Below are 15,914 nucleotides of genomic sequence, written 5' to 3'. Positions count from 1 at the left end.
TTATTATGAATACTAAGCTTGACAAATCAGATTGGATTACTATTATAATTGTTTACTCAGTAACAGTTATCATCAACTCTATTGATTATTATAGAGAAGAAAATATGTTAAAGGAATATTTAATAGATTTTTCTAGTTCAATCATTCTATCCTTACTTGCCGTAATGCTTTTTATGTATTGGTTAATTCCAAATTACCTTGTACATAGACAAAAGTATTTTCAATTTACCTTTTACGGACTTTCTATTCTTTTTATTACTGGATATATCGATAAAGTTACCAACTACTGGAGTGGTGAAGGTAATTGGGCTAAATTTCCTACAGGAATAGATCTTTTTATATCTTCAGTTTTTAGATTATTAGATAGTATTGGATTGTTATTAGGAGTACTCTTAACGAAAAAATTCTATGAAGGCCAATCTCAATTTTTAAAAATTGAAAAACAACAAAAAGAAAATGAATTAAAACTGTTGCGTTCACAAATAGACCCTCATTTTTTATTCAACAATCTAAATACTTTAGATAGTTTAATTGATACGGACTCAAAAAAAGCCAAAGAATATATTAACAGATTATCTTTAATATACCGCTACTTAATTCGAACTAAAGATGCAGAAGTTATGGAGCTATCTGAAGAACTTCAATTCGCTGAAAATTACATTTTCTTAATAGAAACTCGTTTTGGGAATGATTATAAATTCTCTATTGAAAAAGATGTAGATACAATCGATAAGTTCATACCAACTGGAGCCTTACAAGCGCTTTTAGAAAATGTGGTGAAACACAATAAAGCAAGTGAAAAATCTGTACAAACTAAAATTACAATTAACAACGATTGGCTTACGGTAAATAATACAAAATCAAACAACCCAAACACCGAAAGTTTAGGTACCGGATTGCAGAACTTACAAACACGCTATCAATTATTATCCGACAAAAAAGTAGATATTAAAAATGCGAATCAACGTTTTATTGTTTCTATTCCAATAATTAAATTAAGTCAAGAAAACTAGCTCTATGTACATCCTAATTTTAGAAGACGAAATACCTGCATATCAAAAGTTAATCAATTATTTGACAAGTTCATTTGGAGAAAACTTTTCTCACGACGTTGCTCGATCTAATGCAGAAGGAAAAACACTTTTACTAAAGAATAGTTACGATTTTATTTTATCTGACATTCAATTACTCGACGGAATTTCTTTTGATTTGTTTGACGAAGTTTCTATCGATGTTCCAATTATCTTCTGTTCTGCACATGACGAATATTTATTTAAAGCTTTTAACACCAACGGAATTGCCTATATCTTAAAACCTTATTCAAAATCTGATTTTAATAAAGCAATAGAAAAATATGAATCTTTATTTAAACAAGGAAACTATAAAAAACTCAACGCAAACACCCTATCCAATTTAAAGTCTGCATTGCAGGAAGAAAACACTTCTTATAAAAAACGTTTTGTTATCAAAAAAACTAAAGGAATCCAACTGCTAAATGTTGGAGACATTAGTTTAATCGAAGCAGCTGGTGATTTTTGTATTGCTACAGATGCAAAAGGTAAACGACACACTATTTCACAGACCTTAAGTAGTATTTTTAGTCAGTTAAATCCAGCACGTTTTTTCAAGATTAATAGAAGTGAAATAATAAGTATAGACTACATTGAAACTATTGAAAGTCATTTTAAAAACAGGCTTTTAATTACACTTAAAGGAGTTAACGAAAAACCTATGACAAGTTCATCTACAACAGCTGATTTTAGAAAATGGTTAGAACAATAACTACATTTAGATAGTCATGTAACAAATTGATTTCTAAAGCGTCTTAACCATAAATCTTCTAACTACTATGAAAGAATCTGGACTATTTAGAAAAGTACTAGCCTTTATACTAATTCTTGTACTTGTAACAGTAACAAAGCAAGTAACTATTACATATTTAATTGAACTTGACATTACATCTTACAAGACACTCCTTATTGTTAAAACGCTATTCAATATTCTGTTGACGTTTTTCTCTTATTTTATGATTATTTCTAATAGTCTTGAAAAAGAAGCTGGGTTATCAAAAATAAAGCCCCATAAGGTATATTTGGTTGTATTTGGCGCCGCCTATTTGATCGGATTAAACATTCTTTTCTCAGATGATATTCACACCAACTCTTTCGTAAACATTCTTGTGCTTCTTATCTATTGTATAAGCATTGGATATGCTGAAGAATTAAGTATTCGAGGATTTGTACAATCGAGTTTAGTAAAATATTTTAACAAACCTCATACTGCTATTATTATAGCTTCTTTAGTTTTCGGACTACTACATTTAATTCGATTTGACAAAGGTATATATGGTGAACTTTCTCAGGTAGTATTTGCAACTTTTATCGGCATCATGTTCGGAGCATTACTTTTAATAACCAAACGTATATATCCGTTAATAATAGCACATGCCTTGATAGACTTTTTTGCAAAAATTGACCATGTTGGCTTAGATTTTAGTATCCAGCAATCAACACAAAGTTCTCCTACCAATGCTTTACTAACTGTGCTATTGGTTGCTCCTTGTTTTATCTACGGAATGTACCTAATAAAAAAACAAATAAAACCCCCGTTAGTGAACTAACAGAGGTTTCCATTATATATTTTTCTAATCAATTAATCTCTACTTAAAAATATCTGTAAAACATACCAAAACAATAACATTAAAGAAGCAAATAATCCCAATGCTGCCGGTATGTAATCTTCTGTAGTAAATTTATGAATTAGGTTAGATGTTTGATATAATATTGAACCTCCAGCTAACACACACATTCCAACTGAAAACCAAAGCCCTAAATTAAACCCAAATAAAGTTCCAGCAACCAACAAACCTATCGCTATAAAAAAACCAATAGTTAACGCTGCTCTTAAAAAAGAAAAATCTTTTTTCGTTATTAAAACTACTGCCGACAAACCTGCAAATAAAGTTAATGTTACAATAGCTGCTTGTTGCAAGATATCAAAGCTTTGGGTATAAGCTATTGCTATATAAATTAAAGGAATAAATATAAAGGCTTCAGCAAAGATATACCCTGCATACGCCATATACTGTAAGTTTTTATCTGTTGTTTTTAAGGCGGTACTTTCTGCATAGTTTGTAACTAACATAAAACCTCCAAGTAATAACAGCCATTTATAGCCATCTATCATAGATAAAGCAAATTCTACAATTGCATTGCTTTGAAACAATAAGAATTCAAAAATGACAAACAATAATACACCTCCAGCAACATGTGCATATGTTTTCTTGTAAAAAGCTACTCTTTCTAGCTGCGAACTATCTGCTACTAGCACTTTCCCTTCATTAAAGGAGTTAAACGAATTTTATTCCATAATAATTTTTAATTAAGTTATTTTTTAGTTCGTAAAAATAAAAAATAATCTCAAAGAAAAAACCTCAACTAACAGGAGTTGAGGTTTTGTATTTTAATCATTCAGTTTTAAAACTGCCATGAACGCTTGCTGTGGAATTTCAACATTTCCAACTTGTCGCATACGTTTCTTACCTTTTTTCTGCTTTTCTAAAAGTTTACGCTTACGAGAAATATCCCCTCCATAACATTTTGCTGTTACATCTTTACGTAAAGCTTTTACTGTTTCACGAGCTATAATTTTAGCTCCGATAGCCGCCTGAATCGGAATATCAAATTGCTGACGCGGAATCAATTCTTTCAACTTCTCACAAATACGCTTTCCTATTGAATAAGCATTACTATCATGTAATAACGCAGAAAGAGCGTCTACTGATTGTCCGTTTAATAACATATCTACACGCACTAATTTTGATTTCTGCATTCCAATTGGATGATAATCAAAAGAGGCATATCCTTTTGAAACCGTTTTTAAACGATCATAAAAATCGAAAACTATTTCTGCCAATGGCATATCAAAAATCAACTCAACACGTTCTGGTGTTAAATACGTTTGATTTACTATTTGACCACGTTTCTCAATACATAATGACATTACTTGACCAACAAAATCAGCTTTTGTAATAATTGATGCTTTGATAAATGGTTCTTCTACTCTATCTAACTTAGATGGGTCTGGTAAATCTGATGGATTATTAACAATAATGATCTCATCTGGATTCTTCTTTGTAAATGCATGATAACTTACGTTAGGAACCGTAGTAATAACAGTCATGTTAAACTCACGCTCTAAACGCTCTTGAATAATTTCCATATGTAACATTCCTAAGAATCCACATCGGAAACCAAAACCTAGAGCAGCAGAACTTTCCGGTTGAAAAACTAAAGAAGCATCATTCAGTTGTAACTTCTCCATAGAAGCACGAAGTTCTTCATAATCTTCTGTATCTACCGGATAGATCCCAGCAAACACCATTGGTTTTACATCCTCAAATCCTTCAATTATATCTGTAGTAGGGTTTGCAAAATCAGTAATCGTATCTCCTACTTTTACTTCTTTTGCAGCTTTAATACCCGTAATTAAATATCCTACATCACCCGTCTTAATTTCCTTTTTAACTACTTGCTCTAATTTAAGTGTACCTACCTCGTCAGCTCCATACTGTTTTCCAGTAGCCATAAACTTAATTTGTTGATTCTTTTTAATAGAACCGTCAATTACTCTAAAGTAAGTTTCAATTCCTCTATAAGAGTTATAAACACTATCAAAAATCAAAGCTTTTAATGGAGCGTCTGGATTTCCTTTTGGAGCAGGCACTCTTTCAATGATTGCTTCTAAGATTTTATCTACTCCAAAACCTGTTTTTCCACTTGCAGGAATAACATCCTCAGGATCACAGCCTAACAAATCAACAATATCATCCGTTACTTCTTCTGGGTTTGCTGATGGTAAGTCTACTTTATTTAGTACTGGAATAATTTCCAAGTCATTTTCTAATGCCAAGTATAAATTAGAAATTGTTTGCGCTTGAATACTCTGTGCGGCATCTACAATTAATAGAGCACCTTCACAAGCAGCGATAGAACGAGAAACCTCATAAGAAAAATCTACGTGTCCAGGAGTATCAATTAAATTCAAAATATAATCTTCTCCGTTATATTTATAATCCATTTGAATAGCATGCGATTTAATGGTAATTCCACGCTCACGCTCCAAATCCATATTATCTAACAACTGATCTTGCTTCTCTCTTTCCGTTACAGCTCCAGTAAAATCTAACAACCTATCTGCTAAAGTACTTTTACCATGATCAATATGTGCAATAATGCAAAAATTTCTAATATTCTTCATTCGACGTATTTCTAACTTCTTATAACCAGCAAAGATAGGGTATTTAACCCCGTAAACAAATAAAATAAATATCTAAAAAACAATGCTCTCTGTAAGCATTCTTTAAAAATTCCTACTCAATTAGTAGGGAGAATTAGAGTTAGAATGTTTTATTTATACAAAAACTAAAATCCCACGAACATTTAGAAAACTAGTTATTAGAAACTTACCTGTTTTCTAGCTAATTATTACCAAGGAATATAAAACCCTGGAATATTACAAACCTTAAAACCTACACTTATGAGAACAAAATCATTACTTTTTCTAGCATTCAGTATTTGTATTTCTTTAACAAGTTGCTCATCAGATAGTGATGCTAGTCCATCAGGACCAGTAAACCCTACACCAACAGCTAAAACAACCTATGACAAAGATGTGAAAACTGTTATAAATAGCAGTTGTGCAACAGCAAGTTGCCATGATGCAGTAGCTCCAACTGGAGGACTCCCTTTAACCAATTTTACGCAAGTTAAAAATGCTGCTCAAAATGGAAATCTAATTGCGAGAATCAATAGTAGTTCCAATCCCATGCCTCCTACCGGAAGAGTTCAATCAATTATTAATTTGATAAATAATTGGAAAGACGACGGATATCTTGAAAACTAAAAACGCCCCTTATGAGAATCTTAATTCTATTCTTGCTTTGCACTCAAATTACTTTTAGTCAAAAGTTCTTCACCAGGACAGGGGTAACAGCATTCAAAGCATCTGTTGATGCCTTTGAACCTGTTGAAGCAAAAAACAATAGCTCTACAGTAATACTGGACGTTAATAGTGGCAAGATTGCCACACTTTTACTAATAAAAGCCTTCAGGTTTAGAGTTGCTTTAATGCAAGAACATTTCAACGAGAACTACATGGATTCTGATGAGTTTCCAAAAGCAACTTTTAAAGGAAGTATACATGATTTCAATTGGGAAAATATCAATTCTCAAAAAACATATAAAATCAGTGGTATCTTAACTATAAAAGGTATTGAAAAACCTATAGAAACAATTGGATCTATTCAAAAAAGCAACAATCAAATAGTATTAAAATCTACATTTTCTGTTTCACCAGCCGATTTCAATATTAAAATACCCAGTATTGTAAGAAAGAAAATAGCAAATCGTATAGATATTGATATCCATTATGAACTTTCCGAAAAAAAATAAAAGAAGGCTATTTTATAGTGTAATCCTATTCCTATTAGGATTTTACTTAGTGTTTAATTATGTGGTTTTTAAACCACACAAAACAACCGCTAAGGTAAAATCGGTATTTGTTGGTAAAGCTTCTAGCTTTATAGACACGATACAAAAAGAAGGGATTAAACCTTGGCTAAATAAAATGGTGACTTTAAAAGGAAAGGTAGATTCCAAAGACAATTTTGGACTGGTGCTTCGTAATGGCATTTATTGTCAATTTAAAAAACAATCAGATATAGGGTCTGTACAACTTAATCAAGAAGTATATATAAAAGGACAAATCATTGGCTACGATGATTTATTAGAAGAACTGAAACTTAACTACTGTATTATTAAAAATATTCAACATGATTAAACAACGACTATTAACTCTACTATTGCTTTTCTTAGTAAACTACTCTTTTTCTCAAGATGATTTACTAAATGAATTGCAACAAGAAGTCAACAAAGATTTGACTTATGAACTACCTGCTTTTAAAGCGATGCAAGTAGGAAATTTACAATCTACAAAAATAGCCAGCAAAGGTGATTTTTATCTAATTGTTGCTCATAGGTTTGGCCCTTTCTCACAAGGAATTGATGAATTTTTTGGATTAGATGGAGCTAATACAAAAATTCAACTTGTATATAGTTTTTGGGATGGAATCCAATTTGGATTAAGCAGGGATTCCTTTGAAAAAACCTATTCGGGTACCGCCAAAATTAGTATTAAAAAACAAGGTAAAGACTTTCCTTTAAACATTGTTGGTTACGGTGCTGTAGATATAGAAACCGCTTCAAAAACGGCTATTTTCCCAGCTATAGATTTTAAAGATCGTGTGAGTATTACCACACAAATTTTAGCTTCAAGGAGAGTGAGTAAAAATTTATCTCTTATAGTTGCTCCGACCTTTGTTCGTCAAAATAACCTTCAGCAATTTCAACAAACAGGCGACAATAATTTAAATCAGTTTCTTATTGGATTAGGTGGACGATTAAAAATTAGCAAAAGAATGAGTATTAATGCGGATTATGCTCTCAACTTAAATCGCCATAAAAACTCGATCTATAAAAATCCTTTTACTGTTGGACTGGATATTGAAACTGGCGGCCATGTGTTTCAATTAGTCTTTACCAATGCTGCTGGAAGCAACGATTCAGGCTTCTTAACAAGAACACAAGGAACTTGGTTTAATGATGTGGCATTTGGATTTAATATTGTTAGAGTATTCTAATTCCCCTTAAAATTTTTAGTAAGAGGTTCTTTTGCATTAAAAGAACCTCTTTTTTTCTATTAAAAATAAAACTAACTTTGCACCGAGTTTAAGAATTATGGTAAAGATTGATAATATAGAACTTCCTGATTTCCCGCTATTATTAGCGCCAATGGAAGATGTAAGTGACCCTCCGTTTAGAGCTTTATGTAAAGAGAATGGGGCAGATGTTGTATATACTGAATTTATTTCTTCTGAAGGTTTAATTCGAGATGCAGCTAAAAGTGTTATTAAATTAGATATTTACGAAAAAGAACGTCCTGTTGGAATTCAAATTTTTGGAGCCAATATAGACTCTATGTTACGTTCTGTAGAAATCGTAGAGAAAACAAATCCAGACATTATTGACATTAACTTTGGATGCCCTGTTAAAAAAGTGGTTTCAAAAGGAGCAGGTGCTGGAATCTTAAAAGATATTGATTTAATGGTGAAACTTACCGAAGCTATGGTAAAACACACCAAACTACCAATTACAGTAAAGACTCGTTTAGGTTGGGATCATGACTCTATTAGAATTGTTGAAGTAGCAGAACGCTTGCAAGATGTAGGATGTAAAGCTATTTCTATTCATGGTCGTACAAGAGCGCAAATGTATAAAGGCAGTGCTGATTGGGGACCAATTGCTGAAGTAAAGAACAATCCTCGTATGCATATTCCCGTTTTTGGAAATGGTGATGTAGACTCACCCGAAAAAGCCATGGAAATGCGAGACAAGTATGGATTAGATGGGGCTATGATTGGAAGAGCCTCTATTGGATACCCTTGGATCTTTAATGAAATAAAACACTTTTTCGAAACAGGTGAGTATTTAGAAAAACCGACTATTGCAGAACGTGTAAATGTAGCGCGTCGTCATTTAGAAATGTCTATTGACTGGAAAGGTGAGCATTTAGGTGTTGTTGAAACAAGAAGACATTATACCAATTATTTTAAAGGGATTCCGCATTTTAAAGAGTACAGAACAAAATTAGTTACCTCTGATGATCCTAAAGATGTTTTTGATACTTTAAACATGATTGAAGCTAAATTTGGAAATTCATTAATTCCAGAAATAAAATAAGACTTAAAACACTATTGATTCAATAGTGTTTTTTATTTTAAAAAAGACATATTAATTCTTGCACTGGCAATCTTTGCTGCAGAGTAACCCAATGTACTAATTGTAATTACCACAACCAATAAGTTCACCCATCTAAACTCAACAGGATAAGGCAGTGTTGCAGTAATTTTAAACCACCCATAGGTTTGTTGGAATAATACCGCTACAATTCCAATCAACAAACCAATTCCCATCCCTATAAGCGTTAGTAAAAAGCCTTGAAACACAAAAATTCGTTTTACTTCTTGTAGACTTGCTCCTAGATTCACAAGTGTTTTGAGGTTATGTTTTTTATCTATTATCATCATAATAATAGAACCAATTACATTGAAAAGAGCAATGATAATTACTAAGGTGAATATTAAATACGAAATGAAATTTTCTGTATTTACAACTTTATAATATAAAGCATTTAGTTCCGCTCGAGTTTTTACTAGAAAAGTGTCTCCTAATTCTTTCTGTAGTTTCGTTCTAAAAGCTTCACCCATTTCTGCATCTTTTAACTTTACTTCTACAGCAGAAACTTGAGAACTATTGTACTGCAGCAATTCTTGTGCTAAATTTAAATTGGTAAAAATGTATTTGTTTTGAAACTCCTCTGAGCCAGAATATACTCCTGTTAATTGTACAGTTTTAGATCTAAATGCACTTGCTGGATTTACAAATCCCTTTCCTGGTTTCGGAACAAACACTTGTAATCCTTCTCCAAAACTGTAAATACTAACCGAAAGTTTATAAGCAAGTCCATAACCAATAACCGCTGTGTTTACATAATCGGTATCTAACCAATTTCCTACAGTTAAAGACGAATCAATAGCTACAACTTCGTTATAATATGTATCTACTCCTTTTATTTGAGCAATCTCTTGCTTGTCTTTGTATCGAATAAAAACACGCTCCTCCACTACCCCTGAAGCGGCAGCGACTTCTTCTCCTTCTAAAATCTTTTTGATACGGTCGGTATACTCAAACTTTTTTCCTTCTTTCGTAAAAATTTTGATATCTGGATCGGAAGCTTCTAATAGAGAATCGCTTAATGTTCTTAGTCCTGAAAATCCCGACAAAATAACAAATAAGGCCAAGGTACCCACTACTACACCAAACATGGCTATGAAGGTGATTATATTGATAGCATTGGTACTGTTTTTTGTAAACAGGTATCTTTTGGCTATGTATAAAGGAAAGTTCAATCGACTAATGAATTAATGGTACCAATGTAACAATTTATTCATTATCGCTTTTGACGTTTTGGTAAAACTTCTGGATTTTTTATTGGATTTACATCTTCTCCTTTTAGAGATTTATCAATATCCTCAATATAATCTAGGCTATCGTCTCCAAAAAACAATAACTCAGGCATTCTTCTAAGCTGATTTCTTGTTCTTTGCGCTAGTTCATAACGAATTGTTGCAGTGTTAGATATAACTCCTTTTAAAATTTCTTCTCTTTTCTCAGATGGAAAAACACTCAAATATACTTTAGCAACTCCTAAATCTGCAGTTACAGATACCTTAGAAACTGATATTATCACACCTTTCATTCCATCTTGAGCAGCACGTTGAAGTACATCAACAATATCTTGTTGTAATACTCCTGCTATTTTTCTCTGTCTGTTTGTTTCTTCCATGCTGCAAATTTACAACTATTTTATTGTAAACTGCTATTGATTTTAAGGTGTATAAATTTTATTCTTTATTGCATACATTACGAGTCCTACTCTATTACGTACATTTAATTTTGTAAATAAACTATCTCTGTATCCATCAATAGTTTTAGGACTTAAAAACATTTTATCTGCAATTTCTTTATAGGTAAGTTCTGAGCAAGCCAATCTCATAAATTTGACTTCATTTTCCTTTAGTTGAATAGACATTTTATTGTTTTTCCCAGAAACAGAATCTAACAACAATGTAGTGACGTCTTTAGTATGATAAAACCCATTTTCCATCAGCTCTATCAACGCTTTTTCTAACACTCCTTTTTGAGTATCTTTTAATAAATACCCAACTGCTCCAGCTTTCAACATTTTTAAAATGGTTCCATCTGCATCTTCTACAGACAATGCCATAACATGTACATTTGGATGATTTTCAACAATCCATTCTGTTGTTTCTATACCATTCATAACTGGCATATTCACATCTACTAAAACAATGTCTGGAACATTTTTAGGAGAAGCAGCAAATTTTTCTTCTACTTCTTTACCATTTTTACAGGTGTACAATACTTTGAATTTGTCAAATGTATTTACCATCCCTTCTATTGCTTGAGACAATAAGGTGTGGTCGTCTACGACAACTACTGAATACTTCATCTTGAATTTCTTTACCGTTAATTATTAATTTATGGGGAAAAATGATTAGGGTAAATTACTTTTAAATATAGTAATTAATTATTAAAGTTGTTCCTTTTTCTGGAACAGAACGCAACTTTGCATCTGCATTGATAAGTTTGGCTCTTGTTTTTATATTTTTCAAACCAATTCCTTTCATCGTTACTTTCTTCATTTCAAAACCGACACCATTATCTTCTGCTTTTATCTCAATTTCTTTTTCTTTATAACTTAATGAGACTTCTAATTGTGTTGCTTTTGAATGCTTTATCGTATTAGAAAAAAACTCTTGTAAAATTCTAAAAATGATAATACTGTGCTTCTGATTAATAATGGTCTCTTCACCATGTACATACAGTTTTGCATCGATATATTTTAATCTATTAAAACGTTCTATTTCTAACTGTAGCGCTTCTTTTAATTCGATATTTTTAATATACTCTGGATTAATCAATTTAGACAGCGCTCTAATTTCAGTTAAACTTTTGGTAATCGTTTCTGAAATTTCTCCCATATTTTCGGGAGTAGCATGTTGCAATTGTATTTTGGCTAAAGTTAGGAGTTGCCCAATATTATCGTGCAACTCCCAACTAATATTTCTTAAGGTTTCTTCCCTAATTTCTATCTGTGTTTCTGCGATCTCTGTTTCAAATTGTTTTCTTGAAGCTGCACGCTCTAATAATAACTTATTCTTACGACGTTGAAATACCGTAAACAAAATTATTATAAACAAAACACCTATAACTACTAAAACAGTAGTTATGAACACTATTATCTGATTCTCTTCCAACTCCATAGTAATCCTAAAATAAAACAGCCGTGCATTATTATCGTTAAAACATACTGTATCTTATATAAAAAATAAAAACTACTTCCCGATTTCATTAAATTAAATATAGCTGTTAATGGCATCGTTCCAAGATAGTACAGTAATAAACCCGTTGTTATCCAAAAGAACACATTATTCTTATAATTTAAAATCTCTTCTGAAAGTAAAATTTCTCTCAGATAAAGTAAAAGAACAATAGCAATTAGTAATGCACCGAACAAAGGTGCAATGGTGTTATACTTAATAGAAAATACATCCATCCCGTAATACATAGAACTTACAATTAATATTAAATTGTAAACTACAATTGTGCTCTTTATTGTTTTTTTTGTTAGCTGATCCTGAGATATTTTTAAATAAAAAACAAATAAAACATTAAACTCCAGTAAACTTAACAAATTATACAAAGAGTTATTATAGCCAAAATCAAAAAAAAGCAATCCTAAAGCATCAAAAAAAAACATGCAAAACAGAAATAACACAAAATAATTTATGCTATCAACTTTCTTTTTTTTAAAATACAAAAGGTAAATCAAAAAAGAAAAGATTGCTAATAAAAAGCCTATGTAAAATAGGGTATCCATTTAGTTCTAATATGGTGGTTGTAAAACTCCTCTATTTCCAGCTCCACTTTCTCCTTTATCAAATGTTGGTGCAAAAAAACCTGCTTCGTTTTGTCTTCTTACAGGTAATGAATAATCGTAATTTGGATTCCTTCCCTCTTTAAATTCTTTCGCCGAATTGTAAATCCACTTATATCCATGCTTTGCCAACATATCTTTAAATGTCACCAATTTTCCTTGTCTTGCAGAATGCAAAGGATCAAAAGGTATTTGTTTCCCATTCACCGTAGTAGTTGGAATATAAATTAAATCTTGATACGTTCTTCCCGTTCCTTTGTAATCTTTCTTAGCTCCAGCAATAAAACTAATTCCGGTTATTTTTACTTTAGATTTTTTACTTAAATTTTCAATATGTCCTAAGTATTTCTTTAATTGCTCAAAGTCATAAGTATGCACACGGGCATCTTGATACCCTAATGCACTTTCTAATGGAGCTATTCTGGTACGGTCAAAGTTTTTCAACATATCTATTAGCTCATCATAATTTAGCATTTCCTTCGTTCTTCCTTCATCTGAATAACAAAATGTTCCTTCAGGAATTTGAGATTGCCAATCATCACAATCACATTTACATTTGTGCTCTTTACAAGAGAATAAAAAAGTAAAAGTGATGGCAAAAATTAATAGCAGGTTAGTTTTTTTCATTGTTTTAAATTTAAAGTTTTTCCATTTTAAATATAACAGGATATTTTTAAAATGAAAATTTTAAAAATTCAACACTATTGATTTACAATAGCTTAATTCATAAAAAAAAATCAAAAACAGGAAAAACACCCTTTAGCCAAAAGTGTATTCGCTACGCAAAACTCCTCTATATAACTCTTGATTCTATTTTCCCGCTAGCCTATATCTTAACATTTTTCTATTTTTACTGCATGAACAAAATTGAACACATTGGTATTGCCGTTAAAGATTTAGAAAAATCAAATCAACTTTTTGCTTCATTGTTTGGAGAGCCTCATTACAAAATTGAAGAGGTGGCAAGTGAAGGAGTGAAGACTTCTTTTTTTAAAACTGGCCCTAATAAAATTGAATTATTGGAAGCTACCAAACCAGATAGTCCGATAGCCAAATTCATCGAAAAAAAGGGAGAAGGCATACATCATATTGCTTTTGCTGTAGAAGATATTCACGGTGAAATTCAACGATTAAAAGACGAAGGTTTTACCATTTTAAATGAAACTCCTAAAGAAGGGGCCGACAATAAACTAGTTGCTTTTTTACATCCAAAAACTACCAACGGTGTACTCATAGAGCTGTGTCAAGAAAAGCCATAATTTTAACAAAAGTTGAAGATGCTAACACTAAGAACTTAATTTCAAAATTTAGTATCTTGCATCGCTAAATAACAACCTCATCATATGAACACTTCTTTTGATTCTTTTCAAAAAAGACGCTTACAATCTTCCTATGTATCTGTAGTAGTTAGTATTGCTCTCGTACTCTTTATGATTGGTGTTTTAGGGTTGGTTGTTTTAAAATCTACTTTAGTTGCGAACCACTTTAAAGAAAAAGTGGTCATGACCTTATTTTTAAAAGACAGTATTGATAAAAAAGAGCTTGTAAAACTTCAAAAAGAAGTAACCGCAAAGCCTTTTACTAATAAAATAGCATACATTACCAAAGAACAAGCTGCCAAAGCTTATAAAAAAGATTTGGGGGAGGATTTTTTACAATTTTTAGGAGACAATCCTTTAAAAGATGGAATTGACATCTATTTAAAAGCAGCCTTTGTAACTCCTGAAAAAATGCAGGAAATTGAGCAACAGTTTGAAAACAACACACTTATTGCTGAAGTAAATTACGATAAACCTTTGGTTGAATTATTGACCAAAAACATTCAACGTATTAGTTTTTGGTTATTAGTTTTAAGTGGATTTTTTGGCTTGGTTGCAATCATTTTAATTAATAGTTCAATTCGTTTATCTATTTATTCAAAACGATTCAACATAAAAACCATGCAAATGGTAGGAGCCACTAAAAGCTTTATTAGAAAACCTTTTATCTGGCAAAGCATTAAACTAGGAATGATTGGAGCATTTGTAGCAATTTTAACTATTGGTATTTTAATTTATTATGTAAACCAGTACGTACCAACCTTAGCCTTACTTAAAGATTATACTACTTTGGGATATGTTGCTGGAGGTATTATTGTAGTTGCTTTTTTAATTACATGGATTAGTACATTTTTTGCTACACAACGTTTTTTAAACCTTCAAACAAACGACTTATATTATTAATAAAGTATTTATGGGTAAAGAAAAAAAATCAGATAGTAACACATTTTTGTTCGGGAAGCGAAACTACATGTTTATGCTTATAGGTTTGGCCGTTATTGCTTTAGGTTTTATCCTTATGGCAGGAGGCGGAAGCGACAACCCAAATGTTTTCAACCCAGAAATTTACAGCTGGAGAAGAATTCGTTTAGCACCTACCTTAGTAATTATTGGTTTAGGTATTGAAATTTACGCTATTTTAGCCGATCCTAAAAAATAAGCATGGATATTATTGAAGCGATTATCCTTGGTATTATACAAGGACTTACTGAGTTTTTACCAGTTTCATCAAGTGGTCATTTAGAATTAGCAAAAGCTATTTTAGGGGACAATTCAGTACCACAAGAAAGCCTAACATTTACCGTAGTTCTACACTTTGCTACCGCTTTAAGTACGTTGGTTATTTTTAGAAAAGAAGTAGCCGAAATATTCAAAGGGTTATTTCAATTTCAATGGAATGAAGAGATGCAATTTTCTTTAAAAATCATCATTTCTATGATTCCTGCTGTTATTATCGGACTTCTGTTTGAAGAACAACTAGAAGCTCTTTTTGGAGGAAAAATTTTGTTTGTAGGATTTATGCTACTCATCACAGCGGTTTTACTTTTGTTAGCTGATAAAGCAAAGAATACAGATAAAAATGTATCATTTCGTAATGCCCTAATTATTGGGATTTCTCAAGCAATTGCCATGTTACCAGGTATTTCACGTTCGGGAGCAACCATTTCTACTTCTGTTTTATTAGGAGTGGATCGTACCAAAGCAGCACGTTTCTCATTTTTAATGGTTGTACCTTTAATTTTTGGTAAAATTGCAAAAGATTTAATGAGTGGAGATATTAGCTTTTCATCGCAAGAAGTAGTTCCAATGTCTGCTGGTTTTATAGCTGCATTTGTTGCTGGATTATTGGCTTGTAACTGGATGATTGCATTGGTTAAAAAGAGTAAACTTTCTTATTTTTCTATTTATTGTGCTATTGTAGGTATTATAGCAATCGGGTATTCTTTATTTTTTTAA

19 protein-coding genes are annotated in these 15,914 nt (G+C 31.6%); 12 read left to right on the top strand and 7 right to left on the bottom strand.

Going from position 1 to position 15,914, the window contains the following annotated elements:
• Positions 1–5: 5 nt before the first annotated feature.
• The 3 genes from ABNT22_RS03190 (at position 6) to ABNT22_RS03180 (ending at position 2,620) form a co-directional block, all read left to right on the top strand.
• Complete coding sequence (locus tag ABNT22_RS03190) at positions 6–1,013, top strand: sensor histidine kinase (RefSeq protein ID WP_348716492.1); 1,008 nt, start codon at positions 6–8, stop codon at positions 1,011–1,013.
• Positions 1,014–1,017: 4 nt separating this feature from the next.
• The gene (locus ABNT22_RS03185; RefSeq protein WP_348716490.1) at positions 1,018–1,782 is read left to right on the top strand and encodes a LytTR family DNA-binding domain-containing protein; all 765 of its coding nucleotides are present in this window, start codon (positions 1,018–1,020) and stop codon (positions 1,780–1,782) included.
• Positions 1,783–1,849: 67 nt separating this feature from the next.
• Complete coding sequence (locus ABNT22_RS03180; protein WP_348716488.1) at positions 1,850–2,620, top strand: CPBP family intramembrane glutamic endopeptidase; 771 nt, start codon at positions 1,850–1,852, stop codon at positions 2,618–2,620.
• 32 nt (positions 2,621–2,652) lie between these two features.
• Here the strand turns inward: ABNT22_RS03180 and ABNT22_RS03175 are convergent, their stop codons facing one another.
• On the bottom strand, positions 2,653–3,330 hold the full coding sequence (locus ABNT22_RS03175; RefSeq protein WP_348716486.1) for a Bax inhibitor-1 family protein: 678 nt from the start codon (positions 3,328–3,330) through the stop codon (positions 2,653–2,655).
• 132 nt (positions 3,331–3,462) lie between these two features.
• Complete coding sequence (lepA, locus tag ABNT22_RS03170) at positions 3,463–5,259, bottom strand: translation elongation factor 4 (protein ID WP_348716484.1); 1,797 nt, start codon at positions 5,257–5,259, stop codon at positions 3,463–3,465.
• 279 nt (positions 5,260–5,538) lie between these two features.
• On the opposite strand from lepA, the gene ABNT22_RS03165 reads away from it, so the two are divergent.
• The 5 genes from ABNT22_RS03165 to dusB all read left to right on the top strand — a co-directional run bounded on the left by ABNT22_RS03165 (position 5,539) and on the right by dusB (position 8,798).
• The gene (locus ABNT22_RS03165) at positions 5,539–5,904 is read left to right on the top strand and encodes a hypothetical protein (RefSeq protein WP_348716482.1); all 366 of its coding nucleotides are present in this window, start codon (positions 5,539–5,541) and stop codon (positions 5,902–5,904) included.
• A gap of 11 nt (positions 5,905–5,915) precedes the next feature.
• Positions 5,916–6,452, top strand: a complete 537-nt coding sequence (locus ABNT22_RS03160) for a YceI family protein (RefSeq protein ID WP_348716480.1) — start codon at positions 5,916–5,918, stop codon at positions 6,450–6,452.
• A complete protein-coding gene (locus ABNT22_RS03155) occupies positions 6,430–6,840 on the top strand; it encodes a hypothetical protein (protein WP_348716478.1) in 411 nt (136 codons plus the stop codon). Before ABNT22_RS03160 ends, ABNT22_RS03155 begins: the two co-directional genes overlap by 23 nt.
• Entirely contained in the window at positions 6,833–7,699 is an 867-nt protein-coding gene (locus ABNT22_RS03150; protein ID WP_348716476.1) for a DUF5777 family beta-barrel protein, read from the top strand. The genes ABNT22_RS03155 and ABNT22_RS03150 overlap by 8 nt, the downstream gene beginning before the upstream one ends.
• A gap of 97 nt (positions 7,700–7,796) precedes the next feature.
• On the top strand, positions 7,797–8,798 hold the full coding sequence (dusB, locus tag ABNT22_RS03145; protein ID WP_348716474.1) for a tRNA dihydrouridine synthase DusB: 1,002 nt from the start codon (positions 7,797–7,799) through the stop codon (positions 8,796–8,798).
• A gap of 32 nt (positions 8,799–8,830) precedes the next feature.
• Here the strand turns inward: dusB and ABNT22_RS03140 are convergent, their stop codons facing one another.
• From ABNT22_RS03140 to ABNT22_RS03120, 5 genes are all read right to left on the bottom strand, one after another.
• Positions 8,831–10,027, bottom strand: coding sequence for an ABC transporter permease (locus tag ABNT22_RS03140; RefSeq protein WP_348716472.1), 1,197 nt, complete (start codon positions 10,025–10,027; stop codon positions 8,831–8,833).
• 41 nt (positions 10,028–10,068) lie between these two features.
• Positions 10,069–10,464 carry a 30S ribosome-binding factor RbfA gene (gene rbfA, locus ABNT22_RS03135; RefSeq protein WP_348716470.1) on the bottom strand — a complete coding sequence of 132 codons (396 nt, stop codon included), beginning with the start codon at positions 10,462–10,464 and terminating at the stop codon, positions 10,069–10,071.
• 42 nt (positions 10,465–10,506) lie between these two features.
• Positions 10,507–11,151 carry a response regulator transcription factor gene (locus ABNT22_RS03130; protein ID WP_348716468.1) on the bottom strand — a complete coding sequence of 215 codons (645 nt, stop codon included), beginning with the start codon at positions 11,149–11,151 and terminating at the stop codon, positions 10,507–10,509.
• Between the two features lie 61 nt (positions 11,152–11,212).
• Positions 11,213–11,965, bottom strand: a complete 753-nt coding sequence (locus ABNT22_RS03125; protein WP_348716466.1) for a sensor histidine kinase — start codon at positions 11,963–11,965, stop codon at positions 11,213–11,215.
• Positions 11,966–12,588: 623 nt separating this feature from the next.
• Positions 12,589–13,266: a hypothetical protein gene (locus tag ABNT22_RS03120; protein WP_348716464.1), complete on the bottom strand. Its 678-nt coding sequence runs from the start codon at positions 13,264–13,266 to the stop codon at positions 12,589–12,591.
• Between the two features lie 230 nt (positions 13,267–13,496).
• On the opposite strand from ABNT22_RS03120, the gene mce reads away from it, so the two are divergent.
• The 4 genes from mce to ABNT22_RS03100 all read left to right on the top strand — a co-directional run bounded on the left by mce (position 13,497) and on the right by ABNT22_RS03100 (position 15,914).
• On the top strand, positions 13,497–13,898 hold the full coding sequence (mce, locus tag ABNT22_RS03115) for a methylmalonyl-CoA epimerase (protein ID WP_348716462.1): 402 nt from the start codon (positions 13,497–13,499) through the stop codon (positions 13,896–13,898).
• A gap of 84 nt (positions 13,899–13,982) precedes the next feature.
• The gene (locus ABNT22_RS03110; protein WP_348716460.1) at positions 13,983–14,861 is read left to right on the top strand and encodes a cell division protein FtsX; all 879 of its coding nucleotides are present in this window, start codon (positions 13,983–13,985) and stop codon (positions 14,859–14,861) included.
• A gap of 10 nt (positions 14,862–14,871) precedes the next feature.
• Positions 14,872–15,117, top strand: coding sequence for a DUF3098 domain-containing protein (locus ABNT22_RS03105; RefSeq protein ID WP_348716459.1), 246 nt, complete (start codon positions 14,872–14,874; stop codon positions 15,115–15,117).
• A 2-nt stretch (positions 15,118–15,119) separates the two neighbouring features.
• Positions 15,120–15,914, top strand: coding sequence for an undecaprenyl-diphosphate phosphatase (locus ABNT22_RS03100; RefSeq protein ID WP_348716457.1), 795 nt, complete (start codon positions 15,120–15,122; stop codon positions 15,912–15,914).

Origin of the sequence: Tenacibaculum sp. 190130A14a, assembly GCF_964048965.1 — a bacterium.
Lineage (GTDB): Bacteria > Bacteroidota > Bacteroidia > Flavobacteriales > Flavobacteriaceae > Polaribacter > Polaribacter polynesiense.
Note: the sequence above shows the minus strand (reverse complement) of the source record. Positions and strands in the feature narration are given on the sequence as shown.

Excerpts from the sequence above, each read along its gene's own strand:
- ABNT22_RS03190 (WP_348716492.1), top strand. The coding sequence starts at position 6 with ATGAATACTAAGCTTGACAAATCAGATTGGATTACTATTATAATTGTT.
- ABNT22_RS03185 (WP_348716490.1), top strand. The coding sequence starts at position 1,018 with ATGTACATCCTAATTTTAGAAGACGAAATACCTGCATATCAAAAGTTA.
- ABNT22_RS03180 (WP_348716488.1), top strand. The coding sequence starts at position 1,850 with ATGAAAGAATCTGGACTATTTAGAAAAGTACTAGCCTTTATACTAATT.
- lepA (WP_348716484.1), bottom strand. The coding sequence starts at position 5,259 with ATGAAGAATATTAGAAATTTTTGCATTATTGCACATATTGATCATGGT.
- ABNT22_RS03165 (WP_348716482.1), top strand. The coding sequence starts at position 5,539 with ATGAGAACAAAATCATTACTTTTTCTAGCATTCAGTATTTGTATTTCT.
- ABNT22_RS03160 (WP_348716480.1), top strand. The coding sequence starts at position 5,916 with ATGAGAATCTTAATTCTATTCTTGCTTTGCACTCAAATTACTTTTAGT.
- ABNT22_RS03155 (WP_348716478.1), top strand. The coding sequence starts at position 6,430 with ATGAACTTTCCGAAAAAAAATAAAAGAAGGCTATTTTATAGTGTAATC.
- ABNT22_RS03150 (WP_348716476.1), top strand. The coding sequence starts at position 6,833 with ATGATTAAACAACGACTATTAACTCTACTATTGCTTTTCTTAGTAAAC.
- dusB (WP_348716474.1), top strand. The coding sequence starts at position 7,797 with ATGGTAAAGATTGATAATATAGAACTTCCTGATTTCCCGCTATTATTA.
- rbfA (WP_348716470.1), bottom strand. The coding sequence starts at position 10,464 with ATGGAAGAAACAAACAGACAGAGAAAAATAGCAGGAGTATTACAACAA.
- ABNT22_RS03130 (WP_348716468.1), bottom strand. The coding sequence starts at position 11,151 with ATGAAGTATTCAGTAGTTGTCGTAGACGACCACACCTTATTGTCTCAA.
- ABNT22_RS03125 (WP_348716466.1), bottom strand. The coding sequence starts at position 11,965 with ATGGAGTTGGAAGAGAATCAGATAATAGTGTTCATAACTACTGTTTTA.
- ABNT22_RS03120 (WP_348716464.1), bottom strand. The coding sequence starts at position 13,266 with ATGAAAAAAACTAACCTGCTATTAATTTTTGCCATCACTTTTACTTTT.
- mce (WP_348716462.1), top strand. The coding sequence starts at position 13,497 with ATGAACAAAATTGAACACATTGGTATTGCCGTTAAAGATTTAGAAAAA.
- ABNT22_RS03110 (WP_348716460.1), top strand. The coding sequence starts at position 13,983 with ATGAACACTTCTTTTGATTCTTTTCAAAAAAGACGCTTACAATCTTCC.
- ABNT22_RS03105 (WP_348716459.1), top strand. The coding sequence starts at position 14,872 with ATGGGTAAAGAAAAAAAATCAGATAGTAACACATTTTTGTTCGGGAAG.
- ABNT22_RS03100 (WP_348716457.1), top strand. The coding sequence starts at position 15,120 with ATGGATATTATTGAAGCGATTATCCTTGGTATTATACAAGGACTTACT.